Source organism: Herbiconiux sp. SALV-R1, from assembly GCF_013113715.1.
Lineage (GTDB): Bacteria > Actinomycetota > Actinomycetes > Actinomycetales > Microbacteriaceae > Herbiconiux.
Window position 1 is genome coordinate 1,310,778 of sequence record NZ_CP053344.1, and the last position, 13,775, is coordinate 1,324,552.

Genomic DNA, 13,775 nt, shown 5'->3' on the forward strand with positions numbered 1-13,775 from the left:
GGTAGGCTCGTGGTCATGACCACTCACGTCGAAGAAACCCTCGTTCTCATCAAGCCCGACGGCGTCGCCCGCAACCTCACCGGGGAAATCCTCCGCCGCATCGAGGCCAAGGGCTACCAGCTCGTCGACGTGAAGCTGCTGCAGCCCGAGCGCGAGCTGCTCGCCGCGCACTACGAGGAGCACCGGGGCAAGCCCTTCTACGAGCCCCTCGTCGAGTTCATGGAGTCGGGCCCCGTCGTCGCCCTCCGCATCGCCGGCAACCGCGTGATCGAGGGCTTCCGCTCCCTCGCCGGCACCACCGACCCCACCACCGCCGCGCCCGGCACCATCCGCGGCGACCTCGGCCGCGACTGGGGCCTCGCCGTGCAGCAGAACCTCGTGCACGGCAGCGACTCACCCGAGTCGGCCGAGCGCGAGCTCGCCCTCTGGTTCGCGTAGGGGCTCGCGGCCGGCGGTTCTAGAGCGTCTGCAGGATCGTGGTGATGGCGTCGAGGCGCAGCTGCGCCATCACCACGACCGCAAGGTAGCTGAGCAGCACCAGCGTCCACACCCAGGGGTAGGCCATCGCCGCGATCTCGCGGCTGGCGCCCCGATTGCCGAAGTTGCCCTCCTTGACGTTGTAGGCCATGACGTACCAGAACAGCGGTATCACGACGCTCCACACGAGCATGCAGTAGGGGCAGAGCGTGCCGAGCACGAAGATCGACTGGATCATCAGCCAGATGACGAACCAGAGCGCGAGCGCGAAGCCGAGGTTGAAGATCACCCAGAACCACTTCGCGAACCGGGCGCCGGCGAGGATGGCGACGCCCACCACGATCGGCGCGACGAAGGCCGCCACGCCGATGATGGGGTTGGGGAAGCCGAACAGCGCGCCCTGGGGGCTCGCCATGTTGGGGCCGCAGGTCACGAGCGGCGAGATGTTGCAGCTCGGCACGTAGCTCGGGTCGATCAGCGTCTCGATGCGCTCGAGGGTGAGGTCGAACGACGCGAACCAGCCCAGCACACCGGCCACCACGAGGAAGATCGCGAGGCCGATCGGGCGGCGGGAGGACGAGGTCTCGGCTGGCACCTAGGGATTATTGCACGGGCCCTTCACGACCGATCTGGGAATGCGTGCGATAATCGCTGGAAGGTGTCCGCGCTGGCCGCGGGTGCCGAGAAGACTTATCGGGCGGCCGCCTTCATCGGCTCCGACCCGATTCGAACACCCCAGGTGTTCACAGACAGAGCGACCGCGGAGGGCACGACCCGCCCGGCGCATGAGATGGTTCGGCGAGGTGCTCCGCGAAGCGGAGCCTCGCTCGCGAGAGTACCTGCCGGAGGCCTCGGGCCACCGGCTGGCAAGGAGTGCACCAGAGATGGTGGAGAAGAATTCACACAATGGCAGCGATTCGAACAACCACGAAGGAACAGGGCGGCGCAAGCGGCTCTTCGGCGGCCGCCGCTCGGTGAAGAAGCCGGAGCAGACGGCCGCGACGGCCGAGCCCCAGCCCGCCGCGCCGGTTCCGGCCGAGCAGGAGTCCGCGGCACCGGCTGCGACCGCGCCCGAGGTGACTGGCACCGAGGCGACTGGCTCCGAGGCGACGGAGCCCGAGGCGACTGGCCCCGAGGCGACCGACCCCGGGGCCGTCGAGCCCCAGGCTGCCGCGCCGGCCCTCGAGCCCGAGCACGACGACCAGCCCGGCCTCGCCCCGTTCTCGGCGCCTGCGGCGACGGCATCGGATGCGGTGAGCAGCACCGCGCCCACAGCACCTCGGCCGCTCAGCACCACCTCGCTCTTCTTCCAGGCACCCGACCTGCCCGAGCTGCCGCCGCTCCCTCCGCGCGAGCGCGACGACCGGCCCGATCGCGACGAGCAGGAGGGCTCCGTCAGGCGCCGCTCGCGCCGCCGCTCGGGCGAGGAGTCGCGCGGGGGAGACAACGACCCCGCGAACACCGTCGTCAAGGTGCGCACCCCGCGCGAGCCCGAGCTCATCACCGAGCCGCAGCGCGTCAAGGGCTCCACCCGGCTCGAGGCGAAGAAGCAGCGCCGCCGCGACGGTCGCGATGCCGGCCGCCGCCGCCCCGTGGTCACCGAGGCCGAGTTCCTCGCCCGCCGGGAGGCCGTCGACCGCGTGATGGTCGTGCGGGCGAAGAACGACAAGATCCAGATCGGCGTGCTCGAAGACGGCGTGCTGGTCGAGCACTACGTGGCGAAGGCGCAAGATGCCTCGCTCATCGGCAACGTCTACCTCGGCCGCGTGCAGAACGTGCTGCCGAGCATGGAGGCCGCCTTCGTCGACATCGGCCGCGGCCGCAACGCGGTGCTCTACTCCGGTGAGGTCGACTGGGAGGCCGCGGCAGGAGCATCCGAGGGCAAGGGTTCGCAGCCGCGCCGCATCGAGCTCGCCCTGAAGTCGGGCGACACCGTGCTCGTGCAGGTGACGAAAGACCCGGTCGGCCACAAGGGCGCCCGGCTCACCAGCCAGGTCAGCCTGCCCGGCCGCTACCTGGTCTACGTGCCCAACGGCTCGATGAATGGCATCTCGCGCAAGCTCCCCGACACCGAGCGGGCTCGCCTCAAGCGCATCCTCAAGGAGGTGCTGCCCGAGAACGTCGGCGTGATCGTGCGCACCGCCTCCGAGGGCGCCACCGAGGAGCAGCTCACCCTCGACGTCAACCGCCTCACCTCGCAGTGGGCGCACATCAGCGAGCAGGTCACGAAGCAGCAGGCCCCGCACCTGCTGCACTCCGAGCCCGACCTGCTCATCAAGATCGTGCGCGACGTCTTCAACGAGGACTTCCACCGCATGGTGATCTCGGGCGACGACGCCCAGGCCACCATCGAGAACTACCTCACCGCCGTGGCGCCCGACCTGCTCGACCGCGTGCAGAAGTACGAGGGCGAGCGCGACGCCTTCGATGAGTTCCGCATCACCGAGCAGATCGAGAAGGCCCTCGACCGCAAGGTCTGGCTGCCCTCGGGCGGCTCGCTCGTGATCGACCGCACCGAGGCGATGACCGTCGTCGACGTCAACACCGGCAAGTTCGTCGGCTCGGGCGGCAACCTCGAGGAGACCGTCACGAAGAACAACCTCGAGGCCGCCGAGGAGATCGTGCGGCAGCTGCGCCTGCGCGACATCGGCGGCATCATCGTGGTCGACTTCATCGACATGGTGCTGGAGTCGAACCGCGACCTGGTGCTGCGCCGCATGGTGGAGTGCCTGAGTCGCGACCGCACCAAGCACCAGGTGGCCGAGGTCACCTCGCTCGGCCTCGTGCAGATGACCCGCAAGAAGCTCGGCCTCGGGCTCCTGGAGTCGTTCAGCGAACCCTGCGAGACCTGCGCGGGCCGCGGCATCATCGTGCACCACGACCCCGTCGTGAAGCACCGCTCGGGCGGCAACGGAGGCCAGAACGGCGGCGGGCAGAACGGCGGCAGCAGCCGGCGCGGTCGCGGCGGCTCCGGCTCGAACGGCTCCGGCACCGGCAACGGGCACGCGCACGGGTCGGCCTCGACGGGGTCGTCGAACGGCAACGGCGGCACGCACGCCATCACCGACGACGCCAAGAACGCACTGGCGCAGATCGCGGCGAGCACCATCGCCGCCGCCGCCCACCACGCACCGGCCGAGAAGGATGCTCCTGCCGCACCGGCCGAGACCCCCGCGGCAGACGCGGCAGCACCCGCCGCCGCGACCGAGGCCGCTCCGGCCGAGCAGTCGGGCGCCCCGGCGAAGAGCCCCGACGCGCAGAAGGCCGCGTCGAGCTCCTCGCGTCGTCGCAAGTCGCGGCACGGTCGCGGCGACGACTCGGGGGCGGCACAGGTCTCGGCCGAGTCCGAGTCGCCCGCTGCTCCCGTCGCGGCTGACGCGGCCGAGAAGCGGCCCGCCGCCGAGGCGCGCCCGGGCGACGACGCGCCGCAGCGCGACGAGCCGATCGCCATCCTCGACATCCCCGTCGCGAAGGCCTCCCGTGCGCCGCGGGTGAACCCGCAAGACGCCTCGAGCCTGCTCGACTCCGTGCTCGATGCCCTGCCTGCCCCCAAGCAGCCCGGTCAGGGCCGCTCGCGCAGCCGACGGGTCTCGACGGCCGCGGTCTCGGCGCCCGTGGAGCCCACCGACTCCTGACACCTCGCTCCTGACACCCGGGTCGGTCACGGCCCGGCGAGAGGCCGGTTCGCGCTCAGTGCGCGGGCCGGCCTCTGCGCGTCTCGCGGTCTTTGCCGCGCACGCGGAGTCCGCTCGCCCGCAGCCGCACCACGAGATCGCGGTAGCTCACGGGGAGGGCGCCGGCGGCGACCAGCTCCTCGTAGCGGTCGACGGGCACGTCGTAGTGGTCGAGGTCGAAGCTGCGGGCGGGGAGCCCTGCCGATTCGGCGAACAGATGCAGCTCCTCCAGCGATTCGTCGCTGACCAGATGGCCCCAGATGGTACCGTGGGCTGGCCACATGGGGTTGTCGATCAGCACGGTCACGCACCGAGTATCCCACCCGTGTTGCTTTGACCGAAATCACGCTTTCATGTAAGCTTGACCGCTGGTGTGCTTAGAGCATCGCTCTTCAGAACGCCAAGACTTCCAAGCGTCGCAGATCGCGCTTTCGAATCACCCTGAAGAGTTAGGTACGTAAATTGGTTTACGCAGTTGTGCGCGCCGGTGGCCGTCAAGAAAAGGTCGAGGTCGGCACGATCGTCACACTCGACCGCATCAAGGCGAACGCCGAGGGCAACATCGAATTGGCAGCCGTGCTGCTCGTCGACGGTGACAAGATCACCTCCGACGCCACGTCGCTGTCGAAGGTGAAGGTCACGGCCGAGGTTCTCGAAGACCTCCGCGGCCCGAAGATCGTCATCCAGAAGTTCAAGAACAAGACCGGTTACAAGAAGCGCCAGGGCCACCGCCAGGAGCTCACCCGCGTCAAGGTCACCGGAATCAAGTAAGGGAACAAGCAGATGGCACACAAAAAGGGTGCGAGCTCCACTCGCAACGGTCGTGACTCCAACGCTCAGCGTCTGGGTGTCAAGCGCTTCGGCGGCCAGGTCGTCGGCGCGGGCGAGATCCTCGTCCGTCAGCGCGGCACCCACTTCCACCCCGGCGTGAACGTCGGCCGTGGCGGCGACGACACGCTGTTCGCCCTCTCGGCCGGTTCGGTCGAGTTCGGCACCAAGGGCGGCCGCAAGGTCGTCAACATCGTCGCAGCGGCTGCCGAGTAGTCGCGACGAACGCTTCGAGCAGGGGTGGGCTGATCGCCCACCCCTGCTTTCGTTTTCCCCCGGGCCCTCGCGCGCGTCGGCCCGTCGATCAGAGAGTGTGAGGAACCCGTCATGGTGACGTTCGTCGACCACGTGACCCTGCACCTCAGGGCGGGCAACGGCGGCAACGGCTGCGTCTCGGTGCGCCGCGAGAAGTTCAAGCCGCTGGCCGGCCCCGACGGCGGCAACGGCGGCCACGGTGGCGACATCGTGCTCGTTAGCGACGCCCACACCACCACCCTCCTCGGGTTCCACCGGCACCCCCACGTGTCGTCGCAGAACGGCGGGCCCGGCATGGGCGACCACCGCGCCGGAGCCAACGGCGAAGAGCTCGTGCTGAACGTGCCCGTGGGCACCGTGGTGAAGACGCCCGACGGCACCGAGCTCGTCGACTTCGTCGAACCCGGCATGCGCTTCGTCGTCGCCGAGGGCGGCCACGGCGGCCTCGGCAACGCGGCCCTCGCCACCACGAAGCGCAAGGCGCCCGGCTTCGCGCTGCTCGGCACCGAGGGCTGGCAGGGCGACGTGCTGCTCGAGCTCAAGACGGTCGCCGACGTGGCGCTCGTGGGCTACCCCTCCGCGGGCAAGTCGAGCCTCGTCGCCGCCCTCTCCGCGGCGAAGCCGAAGATCGCCGACTACCCCTTCACCACCCTCCACCCGAACCTCGGCGTGGTGCAGGCCGGCTCGGTGCGCTACACGGTCGCCGACGTTCCCGGTCTCATCGAGGGCGCGAGCGAGGGCAAGGGCCTCGGGCTCGAGTTCCTCCGGCACGTCGAGCGCTGCAGCGCGCTGCTGCACGTGCTCGACTGCGCCACCCTCGAACCGGGCCGCGACCCCGTCAGTGACCTCGACGTCATCCTGGGTGAGCTAGGCGCCTATCCGGTTCCCGAGGGCCAGGTGCCGCTGCTCGAGCGACCCCAGCTCATCGCCCTGAACAAGATCGACGTGCCCGAGGCGCGCGAGCTCGCCGAGTTCGTCAAGCCCGAGCTCGAGGCGCGTGGCTACCGCGTGTTCGAGATCTCCACCGCCAGCCACGAGGGCCTCCGGCAGCTGTCGTTCGCCCTGGCGGAGCTCGTCGAGGCGGCCCGCGCGAAGGCGGCGGAGGAGCCGGCGCCCACGCGCATCGTCATCCGCCCGCGCGCCGTCGACGAGGCGGGCTTCACCATCCGCGTCGAGGGCGGCACGCACGGCAACGTCTACCGCGTCATCGGGGCCAAGCCCGAGCGCTGGGTGCAGCAGACCGACTTCACCAACGACGAGGCCGTCGGCTTCCTCGCCGACCGGCTCGCCAAGCTCGGCGTCGAAGACGGCCTGTTCAAGGCCGGCGCGGTGGCGGGTTCCGCCGTCGTCATCGGCGAGGGCAACGGCATCGTGTTCGACTGGGAGCCCACTCTCACCTCGACCGCCGAGCTGGTCACGAGCCCCCGAGGCTCCGACCCGCGCCTCGACCCGAACCACCGCCGCACCAGCAGCCAGCGCCGCGAGGAGTACCACGACCTCATGGACGCCAAGGCCGAGGCACGTGCCGAGCTCGTGCGCGAGCGCGACGCCGGACTGTGGAACGACGAGGACGAGGAATGACGCGCACCTCCCTGCGCTCGCGCTCCGAGATCCCCACCGCCCGCCGGGTCGTGGTGAAGGTCGGCTCCTCGTCGATCAGCGGGGCGAACGCGGGCCAGATCGAGCCCCTCGTCGACGCCCTCGCCGCCGCCCACGCGCGCGGCACCGAGGTCATCCTGGTGTCGTCGGGAGCGATCGCCACCGGCATGCCCTACCTCAAGCTCGACGCCCGCCCGAGCGACCTCGCCACGCAGCAGGCCGCCGCGGCGGTCGGCCAGAACATCCTGGTCTTCCGCTACCAGGACAGCCTGCGCCGCTACGAGATCACCGCGGGCCAGGTGCTGCTCACCGCGGGCGACCTGGAGAACCCCACCCACCGGTCGAACGCCCAGCGTGCGATGGACCGCCTGCTCGGCCTCCGCATCCTGCCCATCGTCAACGAGAACGACACCGTCGCCACCCACGAGATCCGCTTCGGCGACAACGACCGTCTGGCGGCGCTCGTGTCACAGCTGGTGGGGGCGGATGCGCTCGTGCTGCTTTCCGACGTCGACGCGCTCTACACGCGCCCTCCGCAGGAGCCAGGCGCGGTCAAGATCGAGACCGTGCCCGTCGGCGACGAGCTCGCCGGCGTGACCTTCGGCGACATCGGCGCCGCGGGCGTCGGCACGGGCGGCGCGGCCACCAAGGTGTCTGCCGCCCGGCTCGCGGCTGCCGCGGGCACCGCGGTGCTCGTCACCTCCACCACGAAGGTGGCCGAGGCGCTCTCGGGCGCCGAGGTGGGCACCTGGTTCGAGCCCGCCACCCTCATGCGGGAGCCCTCCGCCACCGGCTCGATCGCCCTGGGGTGACGCGCGGCCGGTAGAATCCCAGCATGTCTGAGAGCACTGCCGTGATCACCCCTGCCGCCTCGTCGGGCCCGGCCGAGACCGCCCCGTCGGCGCAGGGCGCCCGGGCGGCCGCCCCGACCTTCGACGAGAAGCTCCAGGCGGCCCGCGAGGCGTCGATCGCGCTTGCCACGGTCACGACCGAGCAGAAGAACCGCGCGCTCGAGGCCATCGCCGCCGCCGTCGAGTCGGGCGCAGACGAGATCGTGCCCGCCAACGAGCTCGACCTGGCGAACGGCCGCGAGAACGGGCTCTCGGCAGCGCTCCAAGACCGCCTGCGTCTCGACGCGTCGCGCCTCGCCGGTCTCGCCGCCGCCGTGCGCGACATCATCGCGCTCACCGACCCGGTGGGGGAGAGCGTGCGCGGCAGCCGCCTGCAGAACGGGGTGCGCATCGACCAGGTGCGGGTGCCGTTCGGCGTCGTCGGCGCCATCTACGAAGCGCGGCCGAACGTCACCGTCGACATCGCGTCCCTGGCGCTGAAGAGCGGCAACGCGGTCGTGCTGCGTGGCGGTTCGGCCGCCGAGAACAGCAACCGAGTGCTGGTCTCGCTCATCCAGGGCGCGCTCGAGTCGGTGGGGCTGCCCCGCGCCTCCGTGCAGACCATCGACGAGTTCGGCCGCGACGGGGCCACCCGCCTCATGCGGGCTCGCGGGGCCGTCGACGTGCTCATCCCGCGCGGCAGCGCGCAGCTCATCGAGACGGTCGTCACCGAGTCGAAGGTGCCCGTCATCGAGACCGGGGCGGGCGTGGTGCACATCTTCCTCGACGCCTCGGCCAACGAGGAGTGGGCCGTCGACATCGTGCACAACGCCAAGGTGCAGCGGCCGAGCGTCTGCAACGCCCTCGAGACCCTCCTGGTGCATCGCGACGCCGCGAGCCGGCTGCTCGGCCCGGTGCTCACGCGGCTGCGCGACTCGGGTGTCACGATCCATGCCGACGCCGAGACGCTCGCCCTGTTCCCGGATGCGGTGCCCGCCATCGAAGACGACTGGGCCACCGAGTACATGAGCCTCGATCTCGCCGTGCGGGTGGTGGACGACATCGACCAGGCCATGGAGCACATCCGCCGCTACTCCACCCACCACACCGAGTCGATCATCACCAACGACCTCGGCAACGCCGAGCGCTTCCTCAACGAGGTCGACTCCGCGGTGGTGATGGTGAACGCCTCCACGCGCTTCACCGACGGCGGGGAGTTCGGCTTCGGGGCCGAGGTCGGCATCTCGACCCAGAAGCTCCACGCGCGCGGCCCGATGGGGCTGCCGGAGCTCACCAGCACCAAATGGCTGGTGCACGGTTCAGGACAGTCGCGCCGATAGCGGTATCGTAAGAGACGTTCGACTCGAAAGCAGGAGAAGTGATGTCAGTTCTGATGAGTGTTGTGGCGGAAGCCGTCGACGTGCCGATCGAGCTCCCGTTCCCTCCGATCGTGTTCGGACTCGTCGCCGCCGTTATCTTCGTCGCCCTCGCCTTCGTCACCTGGAGCTACCGCGGTGTGGCGAACCGCCACCCGCAGAAGTCGGCGCGCTACGCCTCGACCCACGACGTGCACGGGCACGCAGACCGCACGGGCGCAGACCACTGACCTTCCCGGAATGACGAACGATTCGCCCGAGACGGGCGAGCATCCTGATGCGGGGCGACGGCGCCGGCGCATCGGCGTGATGGGTGGCACCTTCGACCCCATCCACCACGGTCACCTGGTGGCCGCGAGCGAGGTGGCGACCTCGTTCGAGCTCGACGAGGTGGTGTTCGTGCCCACCGGCAGGCCCTGGCACAAGGAGCCCGTCACCCCGGCCGAGCACCGCTACCTCATGACGGTGATCGCCACGGCGTCGAACCCGCGCTTCACCGTGAGCCGGGTCGACATCGACCGCGGCGGGGTGACGTACACCATCGACACCCTGCGCGATCTGCAGGAGGCGCACCCCGACGCCGACCTGTTCTTCATCTCGGGGGCCGACGCGATCGCGCAGATCCTCAACTGGAAAGACGTCGACGAGCTGTGGGATCTCGCCCATTTCGTGGCGGTCTCCCGGCCCGGTCATACCTTCGCCATTTCGTCTTTGCCGCGCCAGGACGTAAGCTATTTGGAAGTTCCGGCGCTTGCGATATCGTCCACTGACTGTCGCGGCCGGGTCGGCCGGGGTTTTCCGGTGTGGTACTTGGTACCCGACGGTGTCGTTCAGTACATCACCAAGCACCATCTATATCGGAGTGTTGAATGAGTTCGTCCCACGAGGAGCAGCCGCTCACACGGCGTCAGCTGCGTGAGCTGGAGCGGCAGAAGCCGCGCAAGGAGCGCGAGGCCGACGCCAAGGCGGCCGAGGAGGCCGAGGCCGCCCGCAAGGCGGAGGCGGCCCGCGAGGCAGCCGAGAGCGGCGCGCCCGTCGGCGGCGACGCGGCGGCCGAGTCGAGCTCCCGCCGTGCGCACCGGCACCAGGGGCCGCCCGCGGCTGCCGAGGCCGCCGCTGCGCCCGTGGCGGCGGCGCCCGTCGCCGACGCTGCCGCGGAGCCCGTCGCGGAGGAGCCCATCGCGGAGGAGCCCGTCGCAGACGAGCCCGTCGCCGAGGAGTCCTCCCAGACGGAGCCGGCCCGCGACGAGGTCGAAGACACCATCATCCCCGAGGTCGTCTCCGACGACGAGGCGGTCGACGACCCCGAGCCCGTGTCCTCCGCGGAGCCCGTCATCGACATCGTGCCGCTCACCGACACCGTCATCGCCGCCCCGCGCTCCTCGTCGAACGACGACGAGCCGGTCGAGATCATCTCGGTCAGCGAGACCGACTCGCACGCCGCCGTGGTCGAGGAGATGGTGATCGACGACGCCGTCGACCCCACCGACACCGCGAAGCCGGCCCAGGCGCCGACCGCTCCGCTGGGCGCCCAGTTCCAGAGCCCGAGCGACCGCTCCCGCGCTGCCGGCGACCAGCTGCCCTCGTCGTTCGACGACCTGCTCACCCTCCGCAACACGGCGGCCACCAACTCGATCTCCACCACCAGCGCGCTCGTGCTGCCGACGGTGCCGGGCTCGAACGACGTGGGCACCGCGCTCGACGAGACCGGTGAGGTCATCATCACCGGGTCGATCGACCTCCCGCCGAGCTTCGGCACGCTGGGTGCGCCCGCGTCGGGCCTCGAGTCGAACGACCTCGACTCGCTCATCGAGCGTTCCGAGACCGAGCAGGGCGGTTCCGACGTGGCGCCGGTGAGCGCGGCTCGTGCCATCAGCACGAACACCTCGTCGACCTCGATCATTGCTCCTCCCAAGCGGGCCCGCGCCAACGCGCCCGTCGTGCTGGCGGTCACCGCCGCCGTCCTCGCCGTCGGCGTGGTGAGCCTGCTCCTCGCCGTCTTCGTCTTCCGGGTCTTCTAGACCGGCCGACCAGAAAGTCTTCGTGACTGCTTCCACTCGCTCCCTCGAACTCGCTCAGACCGCGGCGACCGCGGCCGACTCCAAGCAGGCCGAGAACATCGTCGCCCTCGACGTGTCGGGCCCGCTGCCCCTGGCCGACGTGTTCCTGCTCGCCTCGGGCCGCAACGAGCGCAACGTCATCGCCATCGCCGAAGAGGTGCAGGACAAGCTGGCCGAACGGGGCGCCAAGGCCATCCGCAAGGAGGGCATGGCCGACGGCCGCTGGATCCTGCTCGACTTCGGCGACCTCGTCGTGCACGTCTTCCACGAAGAAGACCGCCTCTACTACTCGCTCGAGCGCCTCTGGAAAGACTGCCCGGTCGTTCCGCTGGCGATTTCGGTCGAGGAGGCCTGAATGGTCACGAGCACCCTTCGGCATGTAGTAACCTAGACAAGTTGTTTCCGCCGGAGGCGAGAACAACGCCCATGAGAATGGGCCCGTGGCGCAGTTGGTAGCGCACCTGCATGGCATGCAGGGGGTCAGGGGTTCGAATCCCCTCGGGTCCACCACCACCCCAGAGAGCCCCGCTCGAGATCCCGTCTCGACCGGGGCTTTCTCCGTTGCTAGTGCCCGCGCGCTCCGGCAGTCACGGTGACCACGCGGTAGCCTGCGGGGGAGGCCGAGCGCCAGGCGTGGGGGGTGCCGGCGGTGAGGGCCATGGTGTCGCCGGGCGAGAGCGGATGCACGGTGCCGTCAGGCAGGCCCACCTCGAGAACGCCGTCGAGCACGTAGAGGAACTCGTCCTCCTCGTGAACGGCGTACTCGCCGAACTCGGCGTCGCGCCCCCAGAACTCGGTGCCGAACAAGCCGCCGGGCAGCTGCGCGAGCTGCCAGACGGTGCGCTCACCCTCAGGGTCGCGCGGCTCGAGGTGCGCGACGACGTCGATTCCGGCACCCGAGACGCGCCGCTCGGGCTGCCGCGCCAGCAGCGAGCCGGCGGGCACTTCTAGAGCGCGGGCGATCCGCGCCATCGAGGCGAGGCTCAGGCGGGCGTGGCCGCGCTCGGCGAGACTCAGGAAGGGCTGCGACATACCCGAGAGCCGCGCCAGCTGCACGAGCGTCAGGCCGCGCTCCCGCCGAAGGGAACGGATGCGGGCGCCCATCGTCACGGACTCGTCGTCGAGCGGTGCCGAAGACGGTGTCGAGGAAGCCATGGTGGTGGGCCTTTCGTGACCTGCGTGAAACGCTGCGAAACATCCGCGCAAAATATTTGTGGCATAAATATGCCATGAATCCCCTCCTCTTCGGAATCTTCCAGTACATCGGGCCGAACGGCACCGTCGGGTCGGCGTGGCAGCATCCCGACGACCGCTCCTCCGACTTCACCAGCCTCGATCACTGGATCGCGCTCGCGAAGACCTTCGACGAGGCGGGTCTCGACTTCCTCTTCCTGGCCGACAGCTACGGTTTCCCCGCCCTCGACGGCGAGCTGATCGAGGCCTCGGTGCGCGAAGGCCGCGGCATTCCGCACGGCGACCCGATGCCGCTCGTCTCCGCCCTCGCGGCTGTCACGGAGCGGCTCGGCTTCATCCTCACCACCTCCACCACCGTCGAGCCGCCCGCCGCGAACGCGCGGCGCTTCGCCACGCTCGACCACTTCACCAAGGGGCGCATCGGCTGGAACATCGTCACCGGCTCCTCGGGCGCGACCGCAGCCGCCCTCATGGGCAAGGACCTCATCGCCCACGACGTGCGCTACGACATGGCCGACGACTACGTCGACGTGAGCCTCACCCTCTGGGAGGGGTCGTGGGAAGACGACGCCCTGGTGCTCGACAAGGAGGCCGGCGTCTACGCCGACCCGGCGAAGGTGCACCTGGTTCACCACGACGGGCCCTACTACCGCACCGACGGCATCCTCAACCTGCCGCCGTCGCCGCAGCGCACACCGCTGCTCGTGCAGGCTGGAGCGTCAGGCCGTGGGCGCGAGTTCGCCGGAAGGAACGCCGAGGCCGTGTTCGTCGGAGGCGGGGAGCCCGCGACGGTCGCGGCGAACGTGCGCGGCATCCGCGAGAGTGCGGTCGCAGCGGGCCGCCCCGCCGACTCCGTCAAGGTGCTGGTCGGTGCCCTCTTCCTCACGGGGGCGACGAGCGAAGACGCGTGGGCGACCCACGAGCGGATGCTCGCCCTGTCGACTCCCGAGGGAGCCGCGGCGATCTATGCCGGCAACACGGGCATCGACCTGCTCGCCCTCGACCCGGAGCTCCCCATCGGGCAGTCGACCACCCAGATGGGCCAGTCGAACCTCGAACGCTACCTCGGCAAGGACGGCGAGCCCGCCCCGCTCGTGAAGGACGTACTCGAGAACTTCCGCCGCACCGGCATCAACGGCAGTGTGTTCGTGGGGTCGGCGGCGGAGGTGGTCGACCAGGTGGAGGAGTTCGTGGCGGCTACGGGCGTCGACGGCTTCCTCATCCAGCCGCACCTGACTCCCGGCACCTACGACGACCTCATCGAGTTCGTGCTGCCCGAGCTGCGTGCCAGGGGGCTCATGCACCCCGAGCCTCAGGGGGAGACGCTGCGCGAGCGGCTCTTCCCCGAGGGTACGGCGCACCTGCCCGAGACGCATCGGGGGTACCGCTTCCGCGTCCGCCGCTGAGCTTCAGGATGCGCCCGACCTGTCAGCGATATATCTTTCACTTGACATCGAGAATGTAGCGATATATCTTTGAGGC

General features: G+C 70.0%; 15 protein-coding genes and 1 tRNA gene. 13 read left to right on the forward strand and 3 right to left on the reverse strand.

The window, feature by feature from the left end:
- The first annotated feature begins 15 nt into the window (after positions 1 to 15).
- On the forward strand, positions 16 to 438 hold the full coding sequence (gene ndk, locus HL652_RS06370; protein ID WP_171704548.1) for a nucleoside-diphosphate kinase: 423 nt from the start codon (positions 16 to 18) through the stop codon (positions 436 to 438).
- Between the two features lie 19 nt (positions 439 to 457).
- Here the strand turns inward: ndk and HL652_RS06375 are convergent, their stop codons facing one another.
- Positions 458 to 1,072 (reverse strand): vitamin K epoxide reductase family protein, encoded by a 615-nt coding sequence (locus HL652_RS06375; protein WP_171704549.1) that lies wholly within the window; start codon positions 1,070 to 1,072, stop codon positions 458 to 460.
- 289 nt (positions 1,073 to 1,361) lie between these two features.
- Here HL652_RS06375 and HL652_RS06380 point away from each other — a divergent pair, with 289 nt between their 5' ends.
- The gene (locus HL652_RS06380) at positions 1,362 to 4,112 is read left to right on the forward strand and encodes an Rne/Rng family ribonuclease (protein WP_171704550.1); all 2,751 of its coding nucleotides are present in this window, start codon (positions 1,362 to 1,364) and stop codon (positions 4,110 to 4,112) included.
- Positions 4,113 to 4,167: 55 nt separating this feature from the next.
- On the opposite strand, the gene HL652_RS06385 is transcribed toward HL652_RS06380, so the two are convergent.
- Positions 4,168 to 4,458, reverse strand: coding sequence for a DUF4031 domain-containing protein (locus HL652_RS06385; protein WP_171704551.1), 291 nt, complete (start codon positions 4,456 to 4,458; stop codon positions 4,168 to 4,170).
- A 155-nt stretch (positions 4,459 to 4,613) separates the two neighbouring features.
- Between HL652_RS06385 and rplU the strand changes: the two genes are divergently transcribed.
- From rplU to HL652_RS06435, 10 genes are all read left to right on the forward strand, one after another.
- Positions 4,614 to 4,922, forward strand: a complete 309-nt coding sequence (rplU, locus tag HL652_RS06390) for a 50S ribosomal protein L21 (protein WP_171704552.1) — start codon at positions 4,614 to 4,616, stop codon at positions 4,920 to 4,922.
- A 12-nt stretch (positions 4,923 to 4,934) separates the two neighbouring features.
- The gene (gene rpmA / locus HL652_RS06395) at positions 4,935 to 5,195 is read left to right on the forward strand and encodes a 50S ribosomal protein L27 (RefSeq protein ID WP_171704553.1); all 261 of its coding nucleotides are present in this window, start codon (positions 4,935 to 4,937) and stop codon (positions 5,193 to 5,195) included.
- Positions 5,196 to 5,306: 111 nt separating this feature from the next.
- Positions 5,307 to 6,815 carry a GTPase ObgE gene (gene obgE / locus HL652_RS06400; RefSeq protein WP_171704554.1) on the forward strand — a complete coding sequence of 503 codons (1,509 nt, stop codon included), beginning with the start codon at positions 5,307 to 5,309 and terminating at the stop codon, positions 6,813 to 6,815.
- A complete protein-coding gene (gene proB / locus HL652_RS06405; protein WP_171704555.1) occupies positions 6,812 to 7,645 on the forward strand; it encodes a glutamate 5-kinase in 834 nt (277 codons plus the stop codon). Before obgE ends, proB begins: the two co-directional genes overlap by 4 nt.
- Positions 7,646 to 7,668: 23 nt before the next feature.
- A complete protein-coding gene (locus HL652_RS06410) occupies positions 7,669 to 9,003 on the forward strand; it encodes a glutamate-5-semialdehyde dehydrogenase (RefSeq protein WP_171704556.1) in 1,335 nt (444 codons plus the stop codon).
- Between the two features lie 41 nt (positions 9,004 to 9,044).
- Positions 9,045 to 9,269, forward strand: coding sequence for a hypothetical protein (locus tag HL652_RS06415; RefSeq protein ID WP_171704557.1), 225 nt, complete (start codon positions 9,045 to 9,047; stop codon positions 9,267 to 9,269).
- Positions 9,270 to 9,279: 10 nt separating this feature from the next.
- On the forward strand, positions 9,280 to 9,912 hold the full coding sequence (nadD, locus tag HL652_RS06420) for a nicotinate-nucleotide adenylyltransferase (RefSeq protein WP_171704558.1): 633 nt from the start codon (positions 9,280 to 9,282) through the stop codon (positions 9,910 to 9,912).
- Positions 9,909 to 11,060: a hypothetical protein gene (locus HL652_RS06425; protein WP_171704559.1), complete on the forward strand. Its 1,152-nt coding sequence runs from the start codon at positions 9,909 to 9,911 to the stop codon at positions 11,058 to 11,060. Before nadD ends, HL652_RS06425 begins: the two co-directional genes overlap by 4 nt.
- Before the next feature lie 22 nt (positions 11,061 to 11,082).
- Positions 11,083 to 11,454: a ribosome silencing factor gene (gene rsfS, locus HL652_RS06430; protein ID WP_171704560.1), complete on the forward strand. Its 372-nt coding sequence runs from the start codon at positions 11,083 to 11,085 to the stop codon at positions 11,452 to 11,454.
- Positions 11,455 to 11,533: 79 nt separating this feature from the next.
- Positions 11,534 to 11,609 (forward strand) — tRNA-Ala (locus HL652_RS06435).
- 54 nt (positions 11,610 to 11,663) lie between these two features.
- On the opposite strand, the gene HL652_RS06440 is transcribed toward HL652_RS06435, so the two are convergent.
- Positions 11,664 to 12,254, reverse strand: a complete 591-nt coding sequence (locus HL652_RS06440; protein ID WP_171704561.1) for a helix-turn-helix domain-containing protein — start codon at positions 12,252 to 12,254, stop codon at positions 11,664 to 11,666.
- Between the two features lie 74 nt (positions 12,255 to 12,328).
- Between HL652_RS06440 and HL652_RS06445 the strand changes: the two genes are divergently transcribed.
- Positions 12,329 to 13,699, forward strand: a complete 1,371-nt coding sequence (locus HL652_RS06445; protein WP_171704562.1) for an NtaA/DmoA family FMN-dependent monooxygenase — start codon at positions 12,329 to 12,331, stop codon at positions 13,697 to 13,699.
- Positions 13,700 to 13,775: the final 76 nt, after the last annotated feature.